This window comes from Methylorubrum sp. SL192, from assembly GCF_026672325.1.
Classification (GTDB): Bacteria; Pseudomonadota; Alphaproteobacteria; order Rhizobiales; family Beijerinckiaceae; genus Methylobacterium; species Methylobacterium extorquens.
Map to the genome: position 1 here is coordinate 3,583,950 of NZ_JAPPQV010000003.1, position 25,669 is coordinate 3,609,618.

22 protein-coding genes and 1 pseudogene are annotated in these 25,669 nt (G+C 71.3%); 13 read left to right on the plus strand and 10 right to left on the minus strand.

Annotation, left to right across the window (positions count from 1 at the left end; genetic code table 11):
- Positions 1–28: 28 nt before the first annotated feature.
- Positions 29–2,257, minus strand: coding sequence for a glycosyltransferase family 2 protein (locus OVA30_RS17605; protein WP_268176201.1), 2,229 nt, complete (start codon positions 2,255–2,257; stop codon positions 29–31).
- Between the two features lie 108 nt (positions 2,258–2,365).
- Entirely contained in the window at positions 2,366–2,743 is a 378-nt protein-coding gene (locus OVA30_RS17610) for a cupin domain-containing protein (RefSeq protein WP_268176202.1), read from the minus strand.
- Positions 2,744–2,814: 71 nt separating this feature from the next.
- Here OVA30_RS17610 and OVA30_RS17615 point away from each other — a divergent pair, with 71 nt between their 5' ends.
- From OVA30_RS17615 to OVA30_RS17630, 4 genes are all read left to right on the plus strand, one after another.
- Positions 2,815–2,976: a hypothetical protein gene (locus OVA30_RS17615; RefSeq protein ID WP_268176203.1), complete on the plus strand. Its 162-nt coding sequence runs from the start codon at positions 2,815–2,817 to the stop codon at positions 2,974–2,976.
- Entirely contained in the window at positions 2,945–3,631 is a 687-nt protein-coding gene (locus tag OVA30_RS17620) for a protein-L-isoaspartate(D-aspartate) O-methyltransferase (RefSeq protein ID WP_268176204.1), read from the plus strand. Before OVA30_RS17615 ends, OVA30_RS17620 begins: the two co-directional genes overlap by 32 nt.
- A 231-nt stretch (positions 3,632–3,862) precedes the next feature.
- The gene (locus OVA30_RS17625) at positions 3,863–4,366 is read left to right on the plus strand and encodes an Hsp20 family protein (RefSeq protein WP_268176205.1); all 504 of its coding nucleotides are present in this window, start codon (positions 3,863–3,865) and stop codon (positions 4,364–4,366) included.
- A 104-nt stretch (positions 4,367–4,470) separates the two neighbouring features.
- Positions 4,471–4,980: a hypothetical protein gene (locus tag OVA30_RS17630; RefSeq protein WP_268176206.1), complete on the plus strand. Its 510-nt coding sequence runs from the start codon at positions 4,471–4,473 to the stop codon at positions 4,978–4,980.
- A 62-nt stretch (positions 4,981–5,042) separates the two neighbouring features.
- On the opposite strand, the gene mutL is transcribed toward OVA30_RS17630, so the two are convergent.
- Together mutL and OVA30_RS17640 are read right to left on the minus strand one after the other, a co-directional pair.
- Positions 5,043–7,031, minus strand: a complete 1,989-nt coding sequence (gene mutL, locus OVA30_RS17635) for a DNA mismatch repair endonuclease MutL (RefSeq protein WP_268176207.1) — start codon at positions 7,029–7,031, stop codon at positions 5,043–5,045.
- A 216-nt stretch (positions 7,032–7,247) separates the two neighbouring features.
- Positions 7,248–8,474: an acyl-CoA dehydrogenase family protein gene (locus OVA30_RS17640; RefSeq protein WP_268176208.1), complete on the minus strand. Its 1,227-nt coding sequence runs from the start codon at positions 8,472–8,474 to the stop codon at positions 7,248–7,250.
- 139 nt (positions 8,475–8,613) lie between these two features.
- Between OVA30_RS17640 and OVA30_RS17645 the strand changes: the two genes are divergently transcribed.
- On the plus strand, positions 8,614–10,479 hold the full coding sequence (locus OVA30_RS17645; RefSeq protein ID WP_003602407.1) for an ABC-F family ATP-binding cassette domain-containing protein: 1,866 nt from the start codon (positions 8,614–8,616) through the stop codon (positions 10,477–10,479).
- A gap of 392 nt (positions 10,480–10,871) precedes the next feature.
- Positions 10,872–11,897: an alpha/beta hydrolase gene (locus tag OVA30_RS17650; RefSeq protein WP_268176209.1), complete on the plus strand. Its 1,026-nt coding sequence runs from the start codon at positions 10,872–10,874 to the stop codon at positions 11,895–11,897.
- An 86-nt stretch (positions 11,898–11,983) separates the two neighbouring features.
- Here the strand turns inward: OVA30_RS17650 and OVA30_RS17655 are convergent, their stop codons facing one another.
- Positions 11,984–12,700, minus strand: coding sequence for a RibD family protein (locus OVA30_RS17655; RefSeq protein ID WP_268176210.1), 717 nt, complete (start codon positions 12,698–12,700; stop codon positions 11,984–11,986).
- A gap of 148 nt (positions 12,701–12,848) precedes the next feature.
- Here OVA30_RS17655 and OVA30_RS17660 point away from each other — a divergent pair, with 148 nt between their 5' ends.
- The 5 genes from OVA30_RS17660 to OVA30_RS17680 all read left to right on the plus strand — a co-directional run bounded on the left by OVA30_RS17660 (position 12,849) and on the right by OVA30_RS17680 (position 17,783).
- The gene (locus tag OVA30_RS17660; RefSeq protein ID WP_268176211.1) at positions 12,849–13,301 is read left to right on the plus strand and encodes an OsmC family protein; all 453 of its coding nucleotides are present in this window, start codon (positions 12,849–12,851) and stop codon (positions 13,299–13,301) included.
- Positions 13,302–13,370: 69 nt separating this feature from the next.
- Complete coding sequence (locus OVA30_RS17665) at positions 13,371–13,808, plus strand: GlcG/HbpS family heme-binding protein (RefSeq protein WP_015824359.1); 438 nt, start codon at positions 13,371–13,373, stop codon at positions 13,806–13,808.
- Between the two features lie 368 nt (positions 13,809–14,176).
- Positions 14,177–15,775: a peptide ABC transporter substrate-binding protein gene (locus OVA30_RS17670; protein WP_268176212.1), complete on the plus strand. Its 1,599-nt coding sequence runs from the start codon at positions 14,177–14,179 to the stop codon at positions 15,773–15,775.
- Positions 15,772–16,695 (plus strand): ABC transporter permease, encoded by a 924-nt coding sequence (locus OVA30_RS17675; RefSeq protein ID WP_268176213.1) that lies wholly within the window; start codon positions 15,772–15,774, stop codon positions 16,693–16,695. Before OVA30_RS17670 ends, OVA30_RS17675 begins: the two co-directional genes overlap by 4 nt.
- On the plus strand, positions 16,692–17,783 hold the full coding sequence (locus OVA30_RS17680; protein WP_268176214.1) for an ABC transporter permease: 1,092 nt from the start codon (positions 16,692–16,694) through the stop codon (positions 17,781–17,783). The genes OVA30_RS17675 and OVA30_RS17680 overlap by 4 nt, the downstream gene beginning before the upstream one ends.
- A 7-nt stretch (positions 17,784–17,790) precedes the next feature.
- Here OVA30_RS17680 and OVA30_RS17685 read toward each other — a convergent pair whose 3' ends face one another.
- Positions 17,791–18,108 (minus strand): hypothetical protein, encoded by a 318-nt coding sequence (locus OVA30_RS17685; protein WP_041358205.1) that lies wholly within the window; start codon positions 18,106–18,108, stop codon positions 17,791–17,793.
- 104 nt (positions 18,109–18,212) lie between these two features.
- On the opposite strand from OVA30_RS17685, the gene OVA30_RS17690 reads away from it, so the two are divergent.
- Positions 18,213–19,691, plus strand: coding sequence for an MFS transporter (locus OVA30_RS17690; protein WP_015952425.1), 1,479 nt, complete (start codon positions 18,213–18,215; stop codon positions 19,689–19,691).
- A gap of 269 nt (positions 19,692–19,960) precedes the next feature.
- Here the strand turns inward: OVA30_RS17690 and OVA30_RS17695 are convergent, their stop codons facing one another.
- The 3 genes and pseudogenes from OVA30_RS17695 to OVA30_RS17705 form a co-directional block, all read right to left on the minus strand.
- The gene (locus tag OVA30_RS17695; protein ID WP_268176215.1) at positions 19,961–20,536 is read right to left on the minus strand and encodes a hypothetical protein; all 576 of its coding nucleotides are present in this window, start codon (positions 20,534–20,536) and stop codon (positions 19,961–19,963) included.
- A 139-nt stretch (positions 20,537–20,675) separates the two neighbouring features.
- Positions 20,676–21,374, minus strand: coding sequence for a DUF1013 domain-containing protein (locus OVA30_RS17700; protein ID WP_268176216.1), 699 nt, complete (start codon positions 21,372–21,374; stop codon positions 20,676–20,678).
- A gap of 231 nt (positions 21,375–21,605) precedes the next feature.
- Positions 21,606–22,544, minus strand: a pseudogene (locus OVA30_RS17705) (LysR family transcriptional regulator).
- Positions 22,545–22,744: 200 nt separating this feature from the next.
- Between OVA30_RS17705 and wrbA the strand changes: the two are divergent.
- Complete coding sequence (gene wrbA, locus OVA30_RS17710; protein ID WP_003607417.1) at positions 22,745–23,344, plus strand: NAD(P)H:quinone oxidoreductase; 600 nt, start codon at positions 22,745–22,747, stop codon at positions 23,342–23,344.
- A 63-nt stretch (positions 23,345–23,407) separates the two neighbouring features.
- On the opposite strand, the gene OVA30_RS17715 is transcribed toward wrbA, so the two are convergent.
- Entirely contained in the window at positions 23,408–25,567 is a 2,160-nt protein-coding gene (locus OVA30_RS17715) for a protein-disulfide reductase DsbD family protein (protein WP_268176217.1), read from the minus strand.
- Positions 25,568–25,669: the final 102 nt, after the last annotated feature.

Genomic DNA, 25,669 nt, shown 5'->3' on the forward strand with positions numbered 1-25,669 from the left:
GGGGGCATCCCTCCAATCGGTCGCAAGGTCAGAACCGCGCCGGATCGAGTTCGAAGGTCGGCGGCAGCGCCTCGAACCACTCACTGTAATAGGGGTCGCGCGGGATTGCCTCCGCCCAGCGCGCGCGGAAGCGGGCCTGCTCGTCCGCCGCGACGGTGCGGGCCCGGTTGCGGCTCTCGTAGTGGTAGAGCTCGACCTCCGCGCAGTAGACGCTGCGCAGGCCCCGCTCCCACAGCCGCAGGCAGAGATCGACATCGTTGTAGTTGACGGCGAATCCCTCGTCGAAGCCCTGGATCGCCTCGAACTCGGCCCGCCGGACCATCACGCAGGCCCCCGTCACCGCGAGGTAGTTGCGGTTGCCCGCGGTCGAGAAGAAGTGGCCGGGGTCTTCCCGCGGGTAGGAGCGGCGGGGATGGTCCGGCGTCGCGTCGATCACCGTGACGCCGACATGCTGCAACTCGCCGGTCTCGAACAGGAGTTTGGGGCCGACCGCGCCGACGCCGGGGATCTGCAGAAGCGCCAGCATCGCCTCGATCCAGTCGGGGCTGATGATCTCGATGTCGTCGTTGAGGAAGATCAGCACCTCGCCGGTGGCCGCACGCGCGCCGAGATTCATCTTGGCGGCGACGTTGAAGACCGGCTGGTCCCAGGTGACGGAGCGGGCATCGTAGCGCTCCAGCGCTTCTTTCGTCGCCGGCCGCAGGTCGCCATTATCGACCGCCACGATCTCGATCGCCTCGTAGGTGGTCCGCTCGCGGATGCTGGCGAGGCAGGCGGCCAGGAGATCGACGGTGCGGCCGCGAACCTCGCTGTCGCGCCCGGCGGTGGGGATCACGATCGAGACCAGGGGCCGCTCCTTGAGCGGCCGGCGCAGGTGGAAGCTGCCGGCAAAGGCGGTGGGGCGCACGGAATCGAGCCCGCCGGTGCGCCGCGCCCGGTCTTCGAGCGCCCGGACCGCGGCGGCGACCACGTAGCCCTTGTTGTCCATGGCCTGGGCGGTCGAGCCGGGGATCGCGCGCCAGTGGTAGAGCACCTCGGGCACGTGGTGCACGCAGGCTGCGTGCTCGGTGTAGCGCAGGACGAAATCGTAATCCTGCGCGCCCTCGCATTCCGCCCGGAAGGCGCCGATGCGGGCAACGATATCCATCCGGTAGAGCGCCAGATGGGCCGTGTACATGCAGGCTTCCAGCGTCTCGGGCGACCAGTCCGGCTTGAAGAACGGCTCGTAGCGCTCGCCGACCACCGTGATCTTGTCCTCGTCCGAGTAGAGGAAATCGATCTGCGGATCCGCGTTCAGGGCGGCAATGAGCGCGTAGAACGCGTGCGGCGGGATCGCGTCGTCGTGGTCGATCAGGGTGAGCCAGTCGCCGGTGGCCAAGGCGAGCGCATCGTTGCTCGCCGCGACGATGCCGCCGTTCTTCGATCGCCGATGCAGCCGCACCCGCGGCTCCTCCGCCGCCAGCGCGTCCAGCATCGGCGCGATATGAGGCGCGCTCGATGCGTCGTCGCAGAGGCACAATTCCCAATCGGGATAGGCCTGCGCCCGGATGCTGGCGAGCGCCGCCTCCAGATAGGGTTTGGGCGTGTTGTAGACCGGCATGACGATGGAGATGCGCGGCCGCACCCGGAAGCCCGCGATCGCCGACCGCATCGCCTCCGGACGCGGCAGGGCGGGGCGCTCGATCGTCTCGATCCAGGCGGCGTAGGAGGCCGCCGCCGGGCGCGGCCGGGCGCTGTCCCAGAACGCCTGCCACAGCGCGGCGGGCGGGCGACTGACGGCGAGACGCGCGAGGCGCCCGAGCAGCGCCCCGCCCCTCCTCTCCTCTTCCGGCAGCCGCGCCCGCAACCGGCGGGCGACGGCGAGCGCCGCGGCGGGGCCGTGCAGCGGTTCGAGGGTCGCCCGCGAGAGCCGGAACCGCCCGCTCGCGGCGAGCGGATCGAGCCGCAGGCCCCGCACCCGGCGCGGCAGGAGGACGAGGTCGTCGATCCCCCCGTCCTCCCGTACTTCCAGGCGGACCGCCTCGTCCTCGCGAAAGCCCGAGCCGTCATCGACGTAGAGGAGCGGCACCGGCTTCGTATGGCCCAGCCCTTCGAGGTCGGCGCGGATGCGCACCCAGCCCCCCGCGAGCCGGAACGGAAACAGCCGTCCGCCGCGGGGATGGGTCAGCCGGAATTGCGGATCGGAGCCGGTGGAGCGCCAGACGCCCTCCCCCTCCGGCTCGATCTGTCCCTTCGGTTCGATGCGGCACGCGATCATGGGGCAACGCGTTAGAGTGCATTCCGACGCAGTGGCAACCGGTTCGTTGGAATGCGTGTCGAAACAAAGATCGAGAGTCACCGGCCCGATGCAGTCAGGGTGGTGGCTTCAGCGCGGCGGGCAGTGAACCGCGAGCCAGATCGTCGGATTCTGGGTGCGTTCGACGCGATGCCGGCGATGCGCCGGGATCAGCAGGTGATCGCCCGCCGACAACAGACGTGGTGCGGGCTCGTCGGCGAAGCGAAGTTCGGCGCTGCCCTGAAGCACCGCGACCCACTCGTCCTCGTCCTGATCGTACCAGAAGCCCGGCGGGCTCGCTTGGCCCGTCGAGACGATGCGCTCGACTCGCAGGCCGGGACGCGTGAGCAGGGTCTCGAAGCGTTCTTCATCCGCGTGCGGCGGCAAGCCGGCGAACAGGTTGGGACAGGGGCTCATGTCGATGTCGCTCTCCCGGCCGATGAGGCGCCGCCGGACCCGGTCGGACACCGCGCGGCGTTCTTGCGCGTTGAAGCAGGGAAGGCCGCGCGTCCCGCGCCGCCGCAGCTTGCGACGGATCGATGCCCGAGACCAAACCCGCCCCGCTCCCCCCGGCCACCGAGGATGCCGGCCTGCCGACGCCGCCGAGCCCCGGCCGCCTGCCGCCGCCGAACCTGCCGCCCTCGCCCTTCACGGATGACGGCGCGTCCGATGCCGGGACGGACGGCGCCGACACGGAGTGAGACGGTGCCGGACCACGCCGAGGCTCGAACCCGGATGGTCGAGACGCAACTGGTCGCCCGCGGCATCCGTGACGCGGGCGTCCTCGATGCGATGCGGGCCGTGCCGCGGGAGGCGTTCGTGCCGGACGCTCTGGCGGGGGAGGCCTACGACGACGGGCCGCTGCCGATCGGCGCGGGGCAGACGATCTCCCAGCCCTACATCGTCGCCCTGATGATCGAGGCGCTGGCCCTGCGGCCCGGCGACCGGGTGCTGGAGGTCGGCGCCGGCTGCGGCTATGCGGCGGCGGTCCTGGCGCGGATGGGCGCGCAGGTCTTCGCCATCGAGCGCCACGCGGCGTTGGGCGAGGCCGCCCGCGCGCGCCTCGCCGCACTCGGGCTCACGGTGTCTCTGCGCGTCGGCGACGGCCATGCGGGCTGGCCGGAGGCTGCGCCCTTCGACGCGATCCTCGTCTCTGCGGCGGGCTCCACGATCCCCGAGGCGTTGAAGGCTCAGCTCAAGCCTCGTGGCCGCCTCGTCATCCCGGTCGGCCCGCCCGGCGGGCAGACGTTGCTGCGGCTGACCCGGCGCGGGCGGGACCGGTTCGAGAGCCGCGATTTCGGCCCGGTCTCCTTCGTGCCACTGCTGCGGGGCGTGGGAACGGCGGACCCCGTGTGACGCGTAGGGTCTCCCGTCCGGTCCGCACCGCGCCGGGGCGAACGGAGTCTCCCTTCGAGCCCGCGCGTCGCGCGCCGACCGAAAACCACGAAAAAATTTCGGAAAAATGGGAACCGGGATCAGTTAACCGCGTTACGCGCGTGCGAGGCCCAAATCGGGCTCGCTTATGGGGCGCCGGATGCAGGTGTCCGGCGGCCCTCGTCATCACGTTGCTCCAAGGAGGATGTGGTCATGAGGACCTTCGACTTTTCTCCCCTCTACCGGTCCACCGTCGGCTTCGACCGGTTGTTCTCCCTGCTCGACCAAGCCGAGACCTCGGCCGCGTGGCCGCCCTACGATATCGAGAAGGTGTCCGAGGACGCCTACCGCATCACCATGGCGGTCGCGGGCTTCGCGCAGGACGAGATCGAACTCACCCAGCACGACACGACCCTCCTCGTCACGGGCCAGAAGAAGGCCCAGGAGGGCGAGCGCCAGTATCTGCACCGGGGCATCGCCGGCCGGACGTTCCGCCAGAGCTTCAACCTGGCCCAGCATGTGCGGGTCACGGGCGCCAGCCTGGATAACGGCCTGCTCACGGTGGAGCTGAAGCGTGAGGTGCCGGAGGCGTTCAAGCCGCGCCGGATCGCCATCGGCGGCACAGGGGCCGCGATCGGGCAGGACAACGGGTCGACGGAGAAGACGCCGGCCCAGAAGGCGCCGGCTCAGGTCGAGGACCTGTCCAAGGCCGCCTGACCCTCGGCGCACGCCACACACGAGCCAGCATCCCCGGAGGCTGCGCGCCTTCGGGGACCGCTTCCTTTTCGCACGAAAACCCCGTGCTTTCAGGGAGATGACCCGTGACGACGATGGACACGCATTCCGCCCATTCCGGCCCCATGAACCCGGCCGGCAACCCGGCCGGCACTCCGGCCGCCTCGTTCGAGGCATGGCAGGCGCTCGTCGCCCCCGGCGACGTGTTCCGCCATCCGCGCGAGGTGCTGGCCCATCCGCTCCTGTCGCGCGCGGATAAGCGCGCGATCCTGGCCTCCTGGGCGTCCGATGCCTGCGCCCTCGAGAACGCGCCCGCTTTGCGCTGCCTTGCCGGCTGCAGGGCCGAGCCGGTGCCGGTCGATACCGTCCTCGCCGCGCTCGGCACGCTCGACCGGGGGCCTCCCTCGGCGAGCACGGCCTCTTCCGGCAGTCCGGCGTGGCCCCGGCGCCCGCGGCGCGCATCGAACCGGCACCGGTTTTTTCGCCCCGGTCGCCGGGACGATGATGACGATCCGCCGCCCTGCCCGGCGGCGGTGATGCCGCGCCCGCGCACCCCCCCGAGCGCGGCGGCCCTGGCCGTCGCCATCCCGGCCTGACCGCAGGGCGGCGTCCTGCCGGCTTTGAGCCCGAGCCCGGCGTCTTCCTCAGGAGGACGCCGTCACCGCCGCCCGAACAGCCGCTCGATATCGGCGAGTCCGAGGCTCACGAAGGTCGGGCGGCCGTGGTTGCACGAGCCGGAGAGCGGCGTCGCCTCCATCTCGCGCAGCAGGGCGTTCATCTCCTCGGGCTTGAGGCGGCGGCCGGCGCGGATCGAGCCGTGGCAGCTCATGCGCGAGAGGATCGCGTCGAGGCGCCGGCTCACCGGATCGGGATCGCCCGCGCCGGCCGGGCCACCCTCCTCGACGCCGCTGGCCGCCAGCGCGTCGAGCACGTCGAGCACGAGCCCCTTCACCGGGCCGCCCGCCAGCGCCGACGGCACCGAGCGCACCAGCACGGCGCCGGGGCCGAACGCCTCCAGGGTGAGGCCGAGCCGCTCCAGCTCGGGCGCGGCCTCGACGAGGCGGTCGGCCTCCTCGGGCGCCATCTCGACCACGTCGGGGATCAGGAGCCCCTGGGCGAGCACGCCGCCGCCGGCCCGCTCGCGCTTCAGCCGCTCGTAGACGAGCCGCTCGTGGGCGGCGTGCTGATCGACCAGCACGATGCCGTCGCGGGTCTGGGCGACGATGTAGGTCTCGTGGATCTGCGCGCGGGCGGCACCCAGCGGATGGGTTTCGGGATGGGCCTCGGCCTCCGAAAGCATCTCCGGCTCGGGCCGCAGGTCGGCGCCGGGCGGGGCGAGGTCGGCGGAGAACAAAGCCTGCGGCGTCTCGGCAAAGCCCGGATGGTCCTCGGTGAAGGCCGGGCGCGGCGCCGGGCGGTAGCCCGCGGGCGCGGCCACCGAGGGGCCGGAGAACAGGCGGCTCGCCGGGCGGGGGTTCAGGGCGCTGGCAGTGGAGGCGCCCGAATGCACGGCGAACCGGCCCACCCCCGCCGCCATCGGCGGGGCGCTCCCCAGGCCGGCGCCGGCCCGCAGCGCGTCGAGGGCGGCCTGGGTGCCCGTGCTGGAAGACCGCGCCCCGGCCCGGCGCAACGCCTCGTGAATCGCGCTGACGATCAGCGCCCGCACCAGACCCGGCTCGCGGAAGCGCAGCTCGGTCTTGGCCGGATGCACGTTCACATCGACGAGGGCGGGATCGCAGGTGAGATGGAGCGCGAGCACCGGATGGCGGTCGGAGCTCATGGTGTCGGCATAAGCCCCGCGCACGGCCCCGAGCAGGAGCCGGTCGCGCACCGGGCGCCCGTTGACGACGAAGTGGATGTGGCTCGCCGCCCCGCGGTGGAAGGTCGGCAGGCCGACATGGCCGGCAAGCGCGAAGCCCTCGCGCGCCATGTCGACGGGCACGGCATTGCCGGGGAAATCGGGGCCGAGCACGGCCCCGAGCCGGCGCAGCAAGGCTGCCGGGCCCGGCTCGCTCTCGGCGGGAAACACCGTCGGGCTGCCGCTCTCGGTCCGCAGGGTGAAGCGGATTTGCGGCTGCGCCACCGCGAGCCGGCGCAGGATTTCGGAGACGGCGGCCGTCTCGGCCCGGTCGGTCTTCAGGAATTTCAGCCGGGCCGGGGTCGCGGCGAACAGCTCGGTGACCTCGATGCGGGTGCCGCGCGAGGCGGGCGCCGGGCGCACCGGGCCTTTGACGCCCGAATCGAGGGTGAGGCTCACCCCCTCGCCGTCGGCGGTGCGCGAGGTGATCGTGAGCCGCGAGACCGCGCCGATCGAGGGCAGCGCCTCGCCGCGAAAGCCGAGCGAGCCGATCCGGGTCAGGTCGCCGTCGGGCAGCTTCGAGGTGGCGTGGCGCTCGACCGCGAGCGCGAGGTCGTCGGCCCCCATGCCGATGCCGTCGTCGACGACGCGGATCAGGCGGCGCCCGCCGCCCTCGATCGCCACCTCGATGCTGCGCGCGCCGGCATCGATCGCGTTCTCGACCAGTTCCTTGACCGCCGAGGCCGGCCGCTCGACCACCTCGCCCGCGGCGATGCGATCGACCAGGATCGGATCGAGGCGGCGCACATGCGCGGGCGGCGGATCGCGAAGGTCGGGGGCGGCGGACATGGCCCGCGAAATATAGGCGGCCTGCCGCCCGCCCGATAGGCGAAGGCGGACGTTTGCGAACAGCCTCTCCCTCACTCCCGGCTCGACCTCACCCTGAGGTGCCCGCGTCAGCGGGCCTCGAAGGGTGTTCCAGGGATCGCGATGGCCGCTGGAGGACCCTTCGAGGCTGCGCTTCGCTCCGCACCTCAGGGTGAGGCGGTGGTTGGGAAGAAAGGGCTATCCCCGCGGCAGCATCCGGTCGCTGATGATACGGCGCTGGATCTCGCTGGTGCCCTCGAAGATCGTGGTGAGGCGCGCATCGCGCCAGTAGCGCTCGACCCGCCGCTCGGTGGTGTAGCCGTTGCCGCCGTGGAGCTGCATCGCTTGGTTCGTCACCCGCACCGCCATCTCGGTGGCCAGCAGCTTCACCTGAGCCGATTCGCTCTCGGCGGGCAGGCCCTCGTCGAGGAGGTGGGCGACCTGTTGCCAGTAGGCGCGGGCCTGGGCCACTTCCGCCGCCATGTCGGCGAGCGCGAAGCGCAGGGCCTGGAACTGGCCGATCGGCTGGCCGAACTGCTCGCGCTCCTGAAGGTAGGCGGTGCAATCCTCCACCGCGGCCCGCGCCACGCCGACCGCGCGGGCGGCGGTGTGGACGCGGGCGATGTTGAGGCCGCGCTGCACCGAGGCGAAGCCGCCGGAATCGGCATCCGCCCCCTCGTCGCCGTAGAGGCCGGTGAGCCGGTCACGCTCGGGCACCCGCACCCCGTCGAGCTTGAGTTCGAAGGTGAGGAAGCCGTGATAGCCGATCTTGTCGATGACGGTGCCGGTCATGCCCTTCGGGAAGGTGCCGGGCTCCTTGACCACGAGGAAGGGCTCGAGGCCGGCCGAGCGCGGCTCGCCGGGCTCGGGGTCGCGCACGCGCGCCAGCACCTCGATGAAGTCGGCGCCTTGAGCGAAGCCGGCCCATCGCTTGGTGCCGGTGAGCACCCATTCGTCGCCCTCGCGCACGGCGCGGGTCTGCACGCCGGCCAGATCCGAGCCGGCGGTGGGTTCGGACAGCGCGATCGAGCCGATCCACTGCCCCTTGGCGGATTTGGCCAGCAGCGCCCGGCGGCTTTCATCATCGAGCGTCTGGGTGCCGAGACCCTGGCCGCGGGCCAGGATCGAGCCGGTGGAAAGCCACGCGCGGGCGAGTTCTTCCGAGATCAGGCAGTACTCGAACACGCCGAGCCCCATCCCGCCATACTCGGCGGGGATGGTGATGCCGAACCAGCCCTTCTGCGCCATCGCGTCGATGAGCGAGCGGGGCATCTCGCCCTTCTGCGGGTCGAGTTCGTCGGCCAGCGGCAGGATCACGTCGCGGGCAAACGCCCGGGCCTCCTGTTGGAGCGCGGCGCGCCGGCCGGTGCGCCAGGGCGAGAGCAGCTCCGGCGGGCGCGGCGCCTTGAAGTCTGGCTTGGCCATGGTTCCTCCGCGTCTTTTTTGCTGTTGTTCGTCTGAGCCGAACGCTCAAGCTGGCAAAACGTTCGCGCGGGCGCCGCGGAAGGCCTGCGCGGGGCCGCTGCTCTTGCGCTGAAGCTCGCCCGCCCCCAGAACGCCGCTCATGCTGCGCGTCAACGATCTCACCTACCGCATCGGCGAGCGGGTCATCCTCGATTCGGCGACCTTCGCGATTCCCGACCGGGCGCGGGTCGGCCTCGTCGGCCGCAACGGGGCGGGCAAGACCACCCTGTTCCGGGCGATCCTCGGCGAGTTGCCGACCGATGCCGGCGCGGTCTCGCTGCCCAAGGGCATGCGCATCGGCGCGGTGGCGCAGGAAGCGCCCGCCGGTCCCGAGACCCTGCACGAGGTCGTGCTCGCCGCCGACACCGAGCGCTCTCGGTTGATGCAGGAGGCGGAGCACGCCGACGGGCTGCGCCGGGCCGAGATCGAGACGCGGCTCGTGGATATCGGCGCCCATTCGGCCCCGGCCCGCGCCGCGGCGATCCTGCACGGCCTCGGCTTCGACGCGGCGGCGCAGGGCCGTCCCTGCTCGGACTTCTCCGGCGGCTGGCGGATGCGGGTGGCGCTCGCCGCGGTGCTGTTCTCCGAGCCCGACCTGCTGCTTCTCGACGAGCCGACCAACTACCTCGATATCGAGGGCACGCTCTGGCTCTACGACTACCTCGAGAAGTACCCCCGCACGGCCGTCATCATCAGCCACGACCGGGAATTGCTCGACACATCCGTCGATCACATCCTGCACCTCGATCGGGGCAAGCTCACGATCTACCGCGGCGGCTATACCAGCTTTGCCCGCCAGCTCTCCGAGAAGCGGGTGCTCCAGGCCAAGGCGAAGGCCAAGCAGGAGGTCGAGCGGGCGCATCTGCAGAGCTTCATCGACCGCTTCAAGGCCAAGGCGACCAAGGCGCGCCAGGCCCAGTCGCGGATGAAGCGGCTCGCCAAGATGGAGCCCATCGCCGCGCTCTTGGAAGACGACGTGCCGGTGATCCACCTGCCGAGCCCGGAAAAGCCGCTCTCGCCGCCGATCGTGGCGATGGAGCGCGTCCAGGCCGGCTACGGTGAGCGCATCGTGCTCTCGGGGCTCAACCTCAGCCTCGCCCCCGACGACCGGGTGGCGCTCTTGGGCGCCAACGGCAACGGCAAGTCGACCTTCTGCAAGCTGATCGGCGGGCGGCTGCCCCCGCTCGCGGGTGAGATGCGGCGCTCCTCCAAGATGGAGGTCGCCTATTTCGCGCAGCACCAGCTCGACGAGCTGCGCCCGTCCGAGAGCGCGGTGGCGCATGTGCGCGACCGCATGCCCGACGCGCCCGAGGCGAAGGTGCGCTCGGCCGCCGCCCGGCTGGGCTTCCCGGCGTCAAAGGCCGACACGCCGGTGGAAAAACTCTCCGGCGGCGAGAAGGCGCGGCTCCTGATGGGGCTCGCCGCCTTCGACGGGCCGCACTTGCTGATTCTCGACGAGCCGACCAACCACCTCGATATCGAGAGCCGTCAGGCTCTGGTGGAGGCGATCAACGACTACGAGGGGGCGGTGATCCTCGTCTCCCACGACCGCTTCCTGATCGAGGCCTGCGCCGACCGGCTCTGGATCGTCGGCGACGGCTCGGTGAAGTCCTTCGACGGCGACATGGACGATTACCGCCGGCTCGTGCTCGCCGGCCCGGAGCGGGTGGACACGTCCGGCGAGGGCACCGGGGGGCAGAAGGCCGAGGCGCGCCGCTCGGCTGTGGAGCGCCGCGCGGCTCTGGCGCCGCTGCGCAAACGCCTCGACGGCATCGAGGCGCGCATGGCCAAGCTCTCGGCGGCGATCGAGAAGATCGACGCGGCGCTCGCCGACGGAACCGCCTTCCTCAAGGACGCGGCCAAGGCCGGCGACATCGCCCGCATGCGCGCCGAGGCCGCCGAGGCCCTGGCCAAGGCCGAGGAGGAGTGGCTGGAGGTGAGCGGCGAGATCGAGGCGGCGGCCTGAGGCTAGGCCGCGAACCTGTCCCAAGCCCGCCATTCGAGCGCGGCTTATGGGCAGGGCCAGCGCTCCTCATGCTGAGATGCCGAGCCATCGCTCGGCCTCGAAGCCCCCGGAACGGTCGATCCCCAGCACGGCTCGATCGGGCAAGCGTCGCGGCGTGCTTCGAGGCTGCTCGCGCAGCATGAGGAGCATCCAGATTGCCGGACCAAGCCGGGTAAACTGTCTCTCAGACGGGCTCGCGCGCGGCGCCTTGCGAACCGGCAACCGGTTCCTGCCCCTTCGCTCGGCTGCACGCTTAACGGGAGGCCGCCGCGGCGTGAGCCGGGGGGCCGGTAATCGGGGCAACGCCGACCCCCGCCCCGCGTTGTCCGACGCGAGAGCGGAACGGAGAAATCATGCGCGGCACGAGCCATCCCGTGACACGAAAGAGCGGAAAGGCCCTCGCGCTGCTGCCGCTGGCGGCGGCCGGCGCCTGGATCGCCTGGAGCCATCTCGGGCTGAACCGGGCCGGCCCCCTGCCTCCGGCCCTGCCGGGGCGGCGCAGCACCCTGCGCACGCGGGCGGGCCGGGTGAACCTCTACGCCGCGGATGCGCAGGGCGGACGGCCGCTGCTCCTGATCCACTCGGTCAACGCGGCGGCCAACGCCTACGAGGTCAAGCCGCTCTACGAGCATTACCGGGACCACCGCCCGGTCTACGCGCTGGAACTGCCGGGCTTCGGACACTCCGAGCGGACGGACCGGATCTACACGCCCCGGCTGATGACCGACGCGATCCTCGACGCGGCTTCCGAGATCGCCGGCCGCCACGGCGGCGTGGCGCTCGACGCGATCGCGCTCTCGCTGCCTTGCGCCTATCTCGCCCGCGCCGCCTTCGAGCGGCCGGACCTGTTTTCGACGCTCGGCCTCATCAGTCCGACCGGCTTCGACGCCCGCCTCTCCGGGTACGGGCCGGCGGACACCAACCGCGGCAAGCCGCTGGCCCGAGGGCTCGCCGCCTTCCCGCTCTGGGGCCGCCCGCTCTTCGACGCGCTGGTGAGCCGGCCGAGCATGCGCTTTTTCCTGGAAAAGACCTGGGGCAGCCGCGACATCGACGAGGGCCTGCTCGCCTACGACCAGCTCTCGGCCCGCCAGCCAGGCGCCGAGCACGCGCCGTTCTCGTTCCTCTCCGGCTACCTGTTCCCCGACGACACGACGCGGGTCTACGAGGCTTTGCGCCTGCCAGTCTTCATGGTGCACGGGGCGCGGGGCGACTTCGTCGATTACCGCTATGTCGGCGAGGTGGCGGGCCGCCCGAACTGGACGATCCTGCGGCTGCCGACCGGTGCCTTCCCGCATTTCGAGAACCGGGCGGCGGTGACGAACGCCTACGACGCCTTCCTCGCCGCCCGTCCTCAGCAGGGTCATACCAAATCCGGTTGATCCCTTCGGGATGGCGGATTTGGACGCCGCTCAGGCGCCGCGCGGGCTTGCTGATACGGTCTTCGCTTTGATCAAGCGAAACCGTATCAGCCGATCGCTTCGATCCGGTAGCGCAGCCAGACGGTGCCGTCGTCGAACGGCTCGCAGGCGGTGCGGGTGAGGCGGCGGCGCGAGCCCATGGAATCACCCTCCTCGCCCTCGAAGTCGAACAGGGCCGGCGTGCCGAGCACGCCGTCGACGGCGGGTGCGAGCAGCAGGCTGAGTTCGTCCACGAGCCCGGCCTTCAGCATCGAGCCGTTGATGCGCCCGCCGCCCTCGACCAGCAGGCGCTCGATGCCGAACAGGCGCTTCAGCTTGGCCAGCGCCAGGGCGAAATCGACCTCGCGCTCGCCGGCGATGATGTAGGACTGGCCGCCGGCCTTCAGGCGGCGCAGGCGGTCGTCCGAGGCCTGTCCCGTGGTCAGCACGATGACGTGATCGCCCTCGATGTCGTTGCGTGCGCCCCAATCCATCGCGCCGCGGGCATCAAGCGCCACCGCGTAGCCGGACGCATCGGTGCGAGCGACGTGATCCTCGCGGGAGACGGGCTCCTCGGGCGGAACGGAGGCGAGCGGCTTGGCGCTGTCGGCATAGCCCTGCATGGTGATGCGCCCGCACATCCAGGCGTCGCCCTGCAGCTGCTTGTGGACCTCCTCGTAGTGCGAATCCGCGTCGATGGTGGTCCAGCGCCGGACCTTGATGCGCCCATCGACCGAGGTGGTCATGTGGCACAGGACGTAGGGGCGCTCCGCTATATCGGCCATGGCGTCAGGGTTCCTGCTCTCGATTGTGGAGGCGGAACTAGACCGGCCGCCCAACCGGGCCAGGGCGCGCCGCCGCGGCGACGCGCCGCCGGCTTGGCCGCGGGCGCCCGCGCCGGATAGGCTGGTGCCGACGGATCGGGAGGCAAGGATGGCGACCTACACCGCGGATGTCCGCTGGGCGCTGGCGGCGGGCGAGGACTTTTCCGCCGGGCGCTACAGCCGCGGCCACACCGTGCGCTTCGATGGCGGCGTCGAACTCGCGGGCTCGGCCTCGCCGCACGTCGTCGGCAAGTGGGCGGTGGCGGCGGCGGTCGATCCCGAGGAGATGCTGGTGGCGTCCCTCTCGACCTGCCACATGCTGAGCTTCCTCCACGTCGCGAGGCTCGCCGGTTTTTCCGCGACCGCCTACCGCGATCATGCCGAGGGCAGCATGGAAGAAATCGCGCCCGGCCGGCAGGCGGTGACGCGGGTGGTGCTGCATCCGCGCATCGAGTGGGCCGGCGAAGCCCCGGATGCGGAGCGGCTCGCCGCGCTCCACCATGAGGCGCACGAGACCTGCTTCATCGCCAATTCGGTGCGGACCGAGGTGACGGTCGCCTGAAGGCGCGCTTGGCGAAACCGGCCCCGCCGGTGCATGTCCTCGACAACGCGATCCTTCGAGGACATCCGGATGACCGACCTGACGCTCGCCGCCGCCCAGACTCTTGTGGCGACCGCCCTGAAGACCGCCCGCGAACGGAATCTCAAGCCGCTGGCGGTGGTGGTCTATGACGCCCGCGGCGCCCTCAAATGTCTTGCGGCCGAGGACGGCACCTCCCTGCGCCGCGCGGAAGTGGCCCGCGGCAAGGCCAACGGCGCGCTGGCGCTCGGCCTCGGCTCACGGGCGATCGCCAAGCGCGCCGAGGAGCAGCCGCATTTCGTGGCCGCGGTGAGCCACCTCGTCGGCCCGGACGCCCTGGTGCCGGTGCCCGGCGGCGTGCTGATCCGCGATGCCGACGGCCGCCTGCTCGGCGCGGTCGGCATCTCCGGCGACACCTCCGACAACGACGAGATCTGCGCGCTGGCCGGCATCGAGGCGGCGGGGCTGAAGGGGGAGACGGGGGCGTGAGCGCCTGACGGCCGTGGTTGAAGGCACGTACCGCTTGTCCCCTCTCCCCGACCAAAGCCGGGCTTGCCCGACTTTGGCTACTGCTGATCTGATCCCGGGCAAGCCCGGGATCAGGCGGGGAGAGGCCGCCCTGCACCTTGTCGTGCAGGGCGGAAGCGAAGGCGAAGCCGGAGCGAGGGTGAGGGGGTATCCCCGGATGATACGCATCCAGCACCGCCCCCTCACCTTCGGCTGCCGCCTCGTCGCGCCGACGACAGGGTCGTCGCGACCCTCTCCCCGCAAGCGGGGCGAGGGGATGCGTCGGGAGAGGGCTCGCCTGTCCGTGAGCCGCTTGGCGCCGTGGCACCGCCGGAGCGTTGCCTGAGCCCATGAGCCTCCCCCGCCGCACCCTCCTGCAGACCGGCGCGGTGCTGGCCGCCGGGCTCGCCCTCCCCGCTCCCGCGCGGGCGGCCTCCCCTGTCTACCGCCGCGGCAACGACGCCGACCCGGAGACGCTCGATCCGCACAAGACCTCGACGGTGGCCGAGGCGCATCTCCTGCGCGACCTGTTCGAGGGGCTGCTGACCTACGACAACCGCGGCACAATCATCCCCGGCATGGCCGAGCGTTGGACCGTCTCCGACGACCGCCTGACCTACCGCTTCCACCTCCGCCCCGACGGGCGCTGGTCGAACGGCGACGCCGTGACGGCGGACGACTTCCTGTTCTCGCTGCGCCGCATCCTCGATCCGAGGACGGCGGCGAAATACGCCGAGGTGCTGTTCCCGATCCGGGGAGCGGCCGCCGTCAATGCGGGTGAGCAGCCGCCGGAGACGCTGGGGGTGACGGCCCCCGATCCCCGGACGCTTGAGATCGCGCTCGCCGAGCCGGTGCCCTACCTCCTCGAACTCCTGACACACCAGACCTCGCTGCCGGTCCACCGCCCCTCGCTGGAGCGCTGGGGCGATGCCTTCGCGCGGCCCGGCAACCTCGTCTCGAACGGCCCCTACGCCCTGGTCGATTGGGTGCCGAACGACCGCATCACCCTGACGAAAAACCCGCATTACCGCGACGCTGCCGCGATCCCGATCGAGCGGGTGGACGTCATCCCGACCCCCGATCTCGCCGCGGCGGTGCGGCGCTATGCGGCCGGCGAGATCGATACCCTCTCCGACCTGCCCGCAGACCAGATCGCCTCGCTCAAGAGCCGCTTCGACCGCCAAGTGCAGCTCGGACCGGGTCTCGGCCTGCTCGCCATCGCCTTCAACCTGCGAAAGAAACCCTTCGACGACGCGCGGGTGCGCCGGGCCCTGTCGCTGGCCATCGACCGGGAGTTTCTGGCCGAGATCGTCTGGGGGCAGACCATGGCCCCGGCCTATTCCTTCTGCCCGCCGGGCCTCGACAACGCCCTGCCACCCCCGCTCCTGCCGGGGCGCGAGGACGGGCCGATCGATCGCGAGGAGGAGGCGTTGCGGCTACTGGCGGAGGCCGGCTACGGGCCGGGCAACCCGCTGACGGTCGAGTATCGCTTCAACGTCACCGACAACAACCGCAACACCGCGATCGCGCTCGCGGATGCGTGGCGCGGCATCGGCGTCGTGACCCGCTTCGTCTCCACCGACGCCAAGACCCACTTCGCGTATCTCCGCGACGGCGGCAGCTTCGACCTCGCCCGGATGTCCTGGGTCGCCGACTATTCCGACCCGCAGAACTTCCTGTTTCTGCTCCGCACCGGCAATGACGGGTTCAATGCCGGGCGCTGGTCGAACGCGCGCTTTGACGAACTGCTGACGCGGGCGGCGCAGGAGCGCGACGTTCAGGCCCGCGCGCGGATGCTGTTCGACGCCGAAACCCTCGTGCTCGACGAACTGCCCTGGGTGCCGCTGCTGCATTACCGCTCGAAGGCGCTTGTCTCGCCGCGGCTGCACGGGATGCACCCGAACATCCGCAACGTCGCCCCCACCCGCTATCTCCGGCTCGATCCATGATCCCGCTGATCCTGCGCCGGATCGCCCAGAGCCTGCCGACCCTGTTCCTCGTGGTGGCGGGCAGCTTCTTCCTGATCCGGCTGGCGCCCGGCGGCCCGTTCGATCTGGAGCGGCCGCTGCCGCCGGCGGCGATGGAGAACCTGCGCCGGGTCTACGGCCTCGATCAGCCGCTGATCGTGCAGTTCGGGCGCTATCTCGTGAGCCTGCTGCGGGGCGATCTCGGGCCCTCCTTCACCTTTCGCGATCTCACCGTCACCGACCTGTTCGCGCGGGGGCTGCCCGTCTCCGTGACGCTCGGCGGCCTCGCGCTTGTCCTCGCGCTGGGCCTCGGCCTGGCGCTCGGGAGCCTCGCCGCCTTCAACCGCAATGGGACCGCCGACCGGCTGGTGGGACTCGCCGCCTCGCTCGGGCTTGCGGTGCCGAATTTCGTCACCGCGCCCCTGCTCCAGATCGTGTTCGGCCTCGGCCTCGCTTGGCTCCCCGTCGGCGGATGGGCGGACGGCGCGCCGCAAAACCTCGTCCTGCCGGTGCTCACTCTCGCTTTGCCCCACGCCGCCGGCATCGCCCGTCTCACCCGCGCCTCGCTCGGCGAGGTGCTGATCCAGCCGCATATCCGCACGCAGCGCGCCATGGGGCTCTCGCGTGCCCGCATCGCCCGGCACGCCCTGCGCGGGGCGCTGCTTCCCGTGGTCGCGACCCTCGGGCCGCTGGCGGCGGGGCTGATGACCGGCTCGGTGGTGGTCGAGACCATCTTCGGCCTGCCCGGTATCGGCCGCTACTTCGTCGAGGGCGCGCTCAACCGCGACTACACCCTGGTGATGGGCACGGTGATTCTCGTCGCGGTGATGGTGATCGTCTTCAACCTGATCGCCGACCTCATCGCCGCCGCCCTCGACCCGCGCGTGAGGCTGTCGGCATGAGCCTGGCGCTCGTTCGCCGTCTCGCCCGCGACCGCCCGGCGCTTGTGGCACTGGCGAGCCTCGTGCTGATCGCCCTGGCCTGCTTCGTCGGCCCGCAACTCACCGGGCACCCGCCCGAGCGGATCTATCCGGATTTCGTCCGGGTCGCCCCCAGCCTTGCCGCCCACCCGCGGCCCGACGCGGTGCGGCCGGCCCTCACGCGGCTTGCCTTCCGGATGCGGCTGACGCTGGAGGACGTGGCGCAGGACGGCGACCGGGTTCGCATGACGCTGACGGCGCCAAAACCCATCGACGCGCGCTCCCTCCGTCTGCTGCCCCGCTCCGGCCTGTTCGGCGAGGCTCGGGTGCTGGAGCGATCCGCGGATGGACGCCGGCTCGTGGTCGAGGCGCCGGTCCGACGGCTGACTTTCCTCCTCGGCACCGATGCGCTCGGGCGCGACCTCCTCAGCCGCTGCCTCGCCGCGGGGCAGGTCTCCCTGCTGATCGGGCTGACCGCGGCGCTCGCCGCGCTCCTCATCGGCGTCGCCTACGGCGCGATCTCGGGCATGGCCGGGGGCACGGTCGACGCGCTGATGATGCGCCTCCTCGATATCCTCTACGCCCTGCCCTTCGTCTTCTTCGTCATCATGCTGCTGGTGTTCTTCCGCGCCGGTCTGTGGCTGGTGCTGGTGGCAGTCGCTGCGGTCGAGTGGCTCGACATGGCCCGCATCGTCCGCACCCAGACCCTGAGCCTGAAGGACCGCGATTTCGTCCGCGCGGCCTCGGCGCTCGGGGCGGGCACGGGTAGGATTCTCGTCCGCCACATCGTGCCGAATACGCTCGGATCGATCATCGCGGCGGCGACCCTGCTGGTGCCGCGGGTGATCCTCCTGGAAAGCTTCCTGTCGTTCCTCGGTCTCGGCGTGCAGGAGCCCGACACCTCCTGGGGCGTGCTGATCGCGGAAGGCGCCCGCGCGCTCGAATCCGCGCCGTGGATGCTGGCCGCGCCCGCTTGCTTCCTCGTCGTCACCCTGGTGGCCCTGAACCGGCTCGGCGACGGCCTCGGCGAGGCGCTCGACCCGCGGCTGCCCGCCGCCGAGGCTCGCTGAACCCGCCTCAGCGAGCCTCAGCCGGCAGATATCCCTGGTAAACGATGCGCACCGTGCGCCGCTCGCCGGGCATCTCGGAGACGGGAATGGCCTTCGATCCGCGCAAGGTAGGGGCGGGCTCGATCGGGCCGGGCTCTGCCGCAGCCGGGGCGGGCGGCGCCTTGGGGCGTAGCGCCCAGCGCTCGGCTCCGCCGGCGCTCGCCAGCGTGGAGACCGCGAGGACGGCCCCCATGGAGGCCAGCCCGGCGGCGAGCGGCGGAAGCAAGGATTTGACGGAAAGCTGCGCGAAAAAATTCATAGCGGGTGGCCCGGCGAACGGGGACATTCCGCAACCTGAAGCGTTTCCGAACGCCAATATGCCCTGCCCTCGGTCCGCCGCCGGGTGGGACTTGCGAACAATTTTGCCGAGTCAGGGTAAACGGAGGGTCCATGACGAGCCGAGTGGAAGGTCAGGCCGGGGCCGCAGCCCCCGAGCGCGTCGCCACCGGCACGGTCGTCGACACTGATATCGCCGCCCGGCTCGACCGCCTGCCCTTCGGCCGCTTCCACACCCTCGTCATCGTCGCGCTCGGCATCACCTGGGTGCTCGACGGGCTCGAAGTCACCTTGGCCGGCGCCCTCGTCGGCGCGCTGCGCAAGGCGCCGATGTCCTTCACCGAGTTCGATGTCGGCTTGGCGGCGAGTTCCTACCTCGTCGGCGCGGTCGTCGGCGCCGTCGGCTTCGGCTGGCTGACCGACCGGATCGGGCGCAAGAAGCTGTTCTTCATCACGCTGTTTCTCTACCTCATCGCCACCGCGGCCACGGGCCTGTCGTGGAATATCTGGAGCTTCTGCCTGTTCCGCTTCCTCACGGGAGCCGGCATCGGCGGCGAGTACACCGCGATCAACTCGACCATTCAGGAGCTGATCCCGGCCCGGGTGCGCGGCTGGACCGACCTCGTCATCAACGGCTCGTTCTGGATCGGCGCCGCGCTCGGCTCGTTCCTGTCGATCGCGCTCCTGCGCCCCGAATGGATCGATCCGTCCTATGGCTGGCGCATCGCCTTCTTCGTCGGCGGCGGCATCGGCCTCGTCATCCTGCTCCTGCGCACCTGGATCCCCGAGAGCCCGCGCTGGCTCGTCACCCATGGCTACGCCGCGGAGGCGGACCGGGTGGTGACGGGTATCGAGAAGCGCTTCACGGATGACGGCATCACCCTGCCCCCGCCCGACCCGTCGCGCCGCCTCAAGCTCAAGGTCCGCAGCCACACCCCGCTCGCGGAGGTCGCCAACGCCCTGTTCGTGACGAACCGGCGCCAGACCATGGTCGGCCTCGCGCTGATGATCGCCCAGGCCTTCTTCTACAATGCGCTGTTCTTCACCTACGCGCTGGTGCTGGAGCGCTTCTACAACGTGCCCGGCGGCGATGTCGGCTGGTATCTCCTGCCCTTCGCGCTCGGCTCCTTCCTCGGCCCGCTGCTGCTCGGCCGGCTGTTCGACACCGTGGGCCGGCGCCCGATGATCGCCTTCACCTACGGCATTTCGGCGGTGCTGCTCGTCGTGGTCGGCCTCGTCTTCCGCGCCGACATGCTCGGTCCCTGGGGCCAGACCGCGGCCTGGATGGCCGTGTTCTTCTTCGCCTCCGCCGCGGCGAGTTCCGCCTACCTCACGGTGGCCGAGACCTTCCCGCTGGAGATTCGCGCACTGGCGATCGCCGCCTTCTACGCCCTTGGCACCGGCATCGGCGGCGTCTCGGGGCCGCTCCTGTTCGGCGCGCTGGTGGAGACGGGCTCGCGCGACCTCGTGCTGGTCGGCTACTTCATCGGCGCGGCCCTGATGGCGGTGGCCGCCATCGTCGGCTGGATCTGGGGCACGGCGGCCGAGGGCAAGTCGCTGGAGGACGTGTCGAAGCCGCTGGCCGCGGCGTGAGGGATGTTGCTGGTCAATCCCGCTCACTTCGCGTCCCCTCGCCCCGCTCGCGGGGAGAGGGCTTTACCGACCTCGTTGTCGGTCAAGCGAGGCGGCAGCCGAAGGTGAGGGGCGGTACCGGAAGGTGCTCCTATCTGAGCTGCCCCCTCACCGTCGCTCCGGCTTCGCCTCCGCTGCCTGTCCGCACGAGAGGGTGCAGACAGGCCTCTCCCCGCTTGCGGGGAGAGGGGGGAGCGCGGCGGGCTACGAGCCGATCGACCCCTTAAGTCTCAAGTCGGCCCGGAGCGCGGTGTCGAACCCTTCCGCCGCAGCCAGATCGCCGAGGCCACCGCCAGGGCGTCGAGCGGGAGGGTCACGGCGCCCTGGCGCTTGCCCCACAATTCCAGCCCGCCGAAGCCGACGCGGCGGATCTCGAGCCACGCACCGAACGGGAACACCGTCTGGTTGCCCTCGCCGGGGCCGAAGCACTCCTCGAAGGCCAGCGGATCGACCATGATCGCGTCGTACTTGGCGAGGTGGCTGGCGATCGCGACCTTCGAGCGGAACGGGCCCCGGTCGCGGCGGAACGAGGCGAAGCAGGGCTCGAACTCGGTGAGCGTCACCCACAGCTTGCCGCCGATGCGCAAGTAGGGCGGGTTCGGACCCTCAACGCCAAAGTTCTCCGGCCCCCAGCCCGCTTCGCTCATCAGGGATTCGGCGAGCGTCACCGGCTCGGCCGTTGGGGCCGCGGGCGGCCGCTCGTCCAAGCCCCCCGAGGGGTCGGCGGGCAGGCCGGTTTCAGTCAGGCCGGCCTCGACCAAGCCGCCAGGGTTCGAGCCACTCTCGGTCACGCCACCGTGGATCATGCCACGTCCTCGCGCCTGCCGCCGCTCCGTGGGAGCGACCGGCCAGCATTATTCCGCATCTAGTGCAGGTGAGCGAGAAATTTTTTTCACAAACAGCACTACGCGCGTGACGCAGGCGCCCGACCGACGAGCGAGACGATCACACCTCGTCGTCGTCCTCGTCGATGCGGCTCATGCCCTTGAGCTTGGCGAAGACCGCATCGGCGTTGAGATCTTCTTCCTCTTCCTCCCGCTCCGCGGCGGCCGGGGCGGTCGAGACCTCGGTCGGCAGGAGCTTGGCGCCGCCATCGGTCGGCAGCACGGCCGGGCGGTCCTTGGCGGCGCGCTGGACCTCGAAATCGAGGTCGATCTGCGAGCACAGGCCGAGCGTCACCGGGTCCATCGGCTGGAGCGAGGCCGAATTCCAGTGGGTCCGCTCGCGGATCTGCTGGATCGTCGCCTTGGTGGTGCCCACGAGCCGGATGACCTGCGCGTCCTTCAGCTCCGGATGGTTGCGGATCAGCCAGAGGATCGCGTTCGGCCGGTCCTGACGACGGGACAGCGGGGTGTAGCGCGGGCCCTTAGTGGTGCGCTTGACCTCGGGCAGCTTCACCTTCGAGACCGCGACCTTGAGCCGGTAATGCGGCACCTTCTGCGCCTTCTCGATCTCGTCGCGGGTGAGCTGGCCGGTGGTGATCGGGTCGAGGCCCTTGATGCCGGCGGCGACTTCACCGTCGGCGATGCCCTTCACCTCGAGCGGGTGCAGCTTGCAGAAATCGGCGATCTGCTCGAAGGCGAGCGAGGTGTTCTCGACGAGCCACACGGCGGTCGCCTTGGGCATCAGCGGACCTTGGGACATCGGACAAAGCTCCAGACGGTCAGAGTGCGCGGCAGGGAAACGGGCGGGATGCCGGAATGGCTTCCCCGCGGCCTCCGGCCCGGTCAGGCCCGAAGGATCCCATGTCGCGATGAATGAGGGGATCGCCTCTTATACAGGCGGGACCGGCCGTTGCGCAATTGCGTTGAGCGCCCTCGCGCGACGGCGCGTCAGGTCTCCGCGATGCGAACGGCACCGCGCCGGGCGAGCGTTTCAGGACGGCGTTACGGGCAAAGCCTCGAGCTGGGTGGTCACCCTGCTGTTTGGATCGTCCCCTTGGCGCCCTTCCAGGACTGGGCGCAACGGCGCGACCTCGGCGGCGACATGGTCCATGAAGGCGCGCACCCGCGCCGCGTGGCGCAGGTCCGGGTGGGTCAGGAGCCAGAGTGAACCGGCCAACTCCGGCTCCGGCCCTGAAAGGCGTCTCAGCGATGCGAGCCGGTCGCCGCGGTAGCAGGGCAGCGGCCCGATGCCGACGCCCTCCACGATCGCCTCGCACAGCCCCTGCACGCTGTTGAGGCGCAGCGCGACCCGCTCCGGCCCGGCGCGGGCGGCGACGAAGCGCGCGAAGAGGCCGCCGGCCACCGCCTCGCTCGGGCTGACCCAATCGGCGTCGCCGCCGTCCGTCTCGCCGTCTGCGTCCTCGCGCGCCGGCCCGTAGACCGCCCAGGCGATGGTGCCGAGCCGGCGCCCGACGAGGTTCGGCGGCGGGTCGTGGGTGGCCCGCAACGCCACGTCCGCATCGCGGCGGGACAGGTTCAGCGCCTCCTCGGAGGTCACGAGTTCGATCTGGACTTATCGGTAGCGCGCCCGGAATCGGCCGAGGATCGGCATCAGGAAATCGGTGACCAGCGTCGCCGCGGCGGTGACGCGCAGAAGGCCCGAGGGCGTCTGCGCCCGGTCGGCGACCTCCCGGTCGAAGCGGGCGACCTCCTCCTCCATCCGCGCGGCCGCAGCGGCCATCGCCTCGCCCGCCGGCGTCGGCACGTAGCCGGAGCGGTGGCGCTCGAACAGGCGCGCACCGAGTTCCGCCTCGACCGCCGCGAGGCGGCGGAAGGCGGTGGAGGGGTTGACTCCGAGATGCGCTGCGGCCGGACCCAGCGCGCCCCGGTCGGCGATAGCCTGCACGAGGCGGAATTCGTCCCAGGCCATCGGCACCGCGCCCTCCCCCGTCTCTCGCTTGCAGATCTGCAAGAATGATCTTGCACGGCAGGGCATTTCTGCAAACAGCGCGAACCTTCATAGGAGTCGCGCATTCGACGCTCGGGCCGATTTGAGCGCGTCGCCTCCGCCCGAGGGCGGAAAGCCCATTCCGGGGCGATGCGCCGGGCCCGCGAACAGGAGAGACGACGATGGCGAAGGTTCTGGTGCTCTACTACTCGTCGTGGGGCCATGTGGAGCAGATGGCCAAGGCCGTGGCCGAGGGCGCCCGCGAGACTGGGGCCGAGGTCGCGCTCAAGCGCGTGCCGGAACTGGTGCCGGACGAGGTGGCCAAGCAGTTCCACTACAAGCTCGACCAGGAGGCGCCGATCGCCACCGTCGAGGAGCTGGCCGATTACGATGCGATCATCTTCGGCACGCCGACCCGCTACGGCAACATGGCGTCGCAGATGAAGCAGTTCATCGACCAGACCGGCGGCCTGTGGGCCAAGGGCGCCCTGGTCGGCAAGGTCGGCTCGGCCTTCACTTCGACCGCCTCGCAGCACGGTGGTCAGGAGACCACGCTGACGAGCTTCCACACGGTGCTGTTCCACCACGGCATGGTGGTGGTGGGCCTGCCCTACAGCTTCGCGGGGCAGAACGGCGTCGAGCAGGTGAAGGGCAACTCCCCCTACGGCGCCACCACGATCGCCGACGGCGACGGCTCGCGCCAGCCTTCCGAAGTCGAACTCGACGGCGCCCGCTTCCAGGGCCGCCACGTGGCCGGCATCGCGGCCAAGCTCGCGGGCTGAGGCGCGGATTTTCCCCTCTCCCCGCGTGCAGGGAGAGGGGATGAACGGGACTGCTCGTGTGCCCTACTGCGCCGCCGCGACGTCCTTCTGCCCGATGGCCGCGAGCACGATCCCCTCGGTGAGGATCTGCGGCAGCACCTGCGCCTCGCCCTGGCCGCGATAGACGAGGTAGAGCGGCACGCCGCTGCGGCCGTGGCGCTCCAACAGGCGGGTGATCTCCGGGTTCTGGTTGGTCCAGTCGCCCTTCAGGTACACCACTTGGCCCGCCCGGAACGCTGCCTGCACCCCCTCGCGGGCCAGCACCGTGCGCTCGTTGACCTGGCAGGTGATGCACCACGCCGCCGTCATGTCCACGAACACCGTGCGCCCCTCCGCCCTCAGCGCATCGAGACGGGCCTGCGTGAAGGCCTCCTCGCCCTGCGCCAAAGCGGTGCGCGCCGTGGCGCGGTCGCCATCGAGGACGGCGACGAGGCCGAGCGCCGCCGTGAGCGCCGCGACGGCCGCCACCCGGCCGAAGCCGGTGCCGAGCCGTCCCGCCCCGCGCGCCCGTTCCCAGGCCCAGGCGGCGAGCGCCACGAGGACGAGACCGGTGAGCCCTGCGAGCAGCCCGTTGGGTCCGACCTGCTGCGCCAGCACCCAGACGAGCCACGCCACCGTGGCGTAGACGGGAAAGGCGAGCGCACCCTTCAGCACGTCCATCCAGGCGCCGGGCCGCGGCAGCAGGCGCAGCGCCTGCGGGACCAGCGTCAGGCCTAGGAATGGCAGGGCGAGCCCGAGGCCGAGGCTTGCGAACACGGTGAGCGCGGCGAGCGGCGACTGCGTCAGCGCAAAGCCCACCGCGGCGCCCATGAACGGCGCGGTGCAGGGCGTCGCGACGAGCGTCGCCAGCACGCCGGTGAAGAACGAGCCCTGGTAGCCCGCCCGCCGGGTCAGCCCGTCGCCGAGCCCGACGATGCCGCCGCCGAGATGCACCGCGCCCGACAGGCTCAGGCCCATGGCGAACAGCCCGTAGGCCAGGAGCGCCACCACCACCGGCGACTGGAGTTGGAAGCCCCAGCCGATCCCGGCGCCGCCCGCCTTCAGCGCGATCAGGAGCCCGGCCAGCCCGAGGAAGCTCGCGAGCACGCCCGCCGTGTAGGCGAGCCCGTGCAGCCGCACGCGGGTGGCGGATTCGCCCGCCTGCCGTACGAGGCTCAGAACCTTGATCGAGAGAACCGGGAAGACGCAGGGCATCAGGTTGAGCAGGAGCCCGCCGATGAGCGCCAGCCCCGCGGCGCTCCACAGCGTCAGGCTCTCCTCTTCCGCCGGGGCGGGCGGCGCCTCGGGCGCGGCGGGAACGGTCGCGGCCGCCGTCGGTGCGGGGGCGGGTTCCGGGCCCAGCGCGTAGGCCTTGCGCGTGCCGTCCTCGGTGAGGGCGAGCACGCCGGCGAGCGCTTCGGGCGGCTGCCCCGCATCGCCCGGCGTCAGGGTGAGGCGCAGGCCGGCGGCATCGACGGCGAGATCCTGCGGCGCGGCGTTGTCGAGCGCGCCCTCGGCATAGGGGAAGAAGGCGGCTCCGGTCACGCCCGCGAGGCCCGGCCGGTCGAGATGCAGCACGAGCCGGTCGCCCGCGCGGGTCGTGCGGACGGAGCCGGGCGCGGCTTCGGGAAGAGCTTCGGCAAGGGCTTCAGGAAGCGCGGCGCGGGCGCGGGCGAACAGGGCGGCCTGCCCCGAATCCGGCTCCGCGGAGGCCGCCACCGGCAGGTCGAGGCTCAGCTCTGCCGAGCCCGGAATGCAGATCTCCTCGCAGACGAGGTAGGAGAGCGTGCCGGAGAGCTGCACCGTCTCGCCGGCTCGGGCGCTCTCGGGCACGGCAAGCGGCACCAGCAGGGTGACGGCGCCTTCGTAGCCGAAATTCATCAGGGTCTGGACCGGAATGCGCTCCGGGACCGGCCACTGCACCGGGCCGACCGTGAAGCCCTCGGGCAGGCGCCACGCCATCTCCGGCGGCAGCCCGGAATCGCCGGGATTGCGCCAGTAGACGTGCCAGCCCGGCTTCATCGCCATGTGCAGGCCGAGCGTCACCGTGCGGCCGGGCACCAGCGCTTCGCTCTCGGCGACGAGGCGCGCGCGCACGAGATCCTTGGCCTTCACCGCCGTCATCGCTCCCTGCGCGCCGGCAAGGCCGGGGGCGGCAAGGCCGGCGGCAAGCGTCAGGAGGAGGGCGAGGAGGAGACGAAGCATCGATCTGTTTTCCGAGCGGCCCAACGCCCCTCCCCGCAAGGACGTCCGGCCCCGGGCAAGCCCGCGACCGCGAAGGGGAGAGGCCGGTTGGGCCGGAGCGGG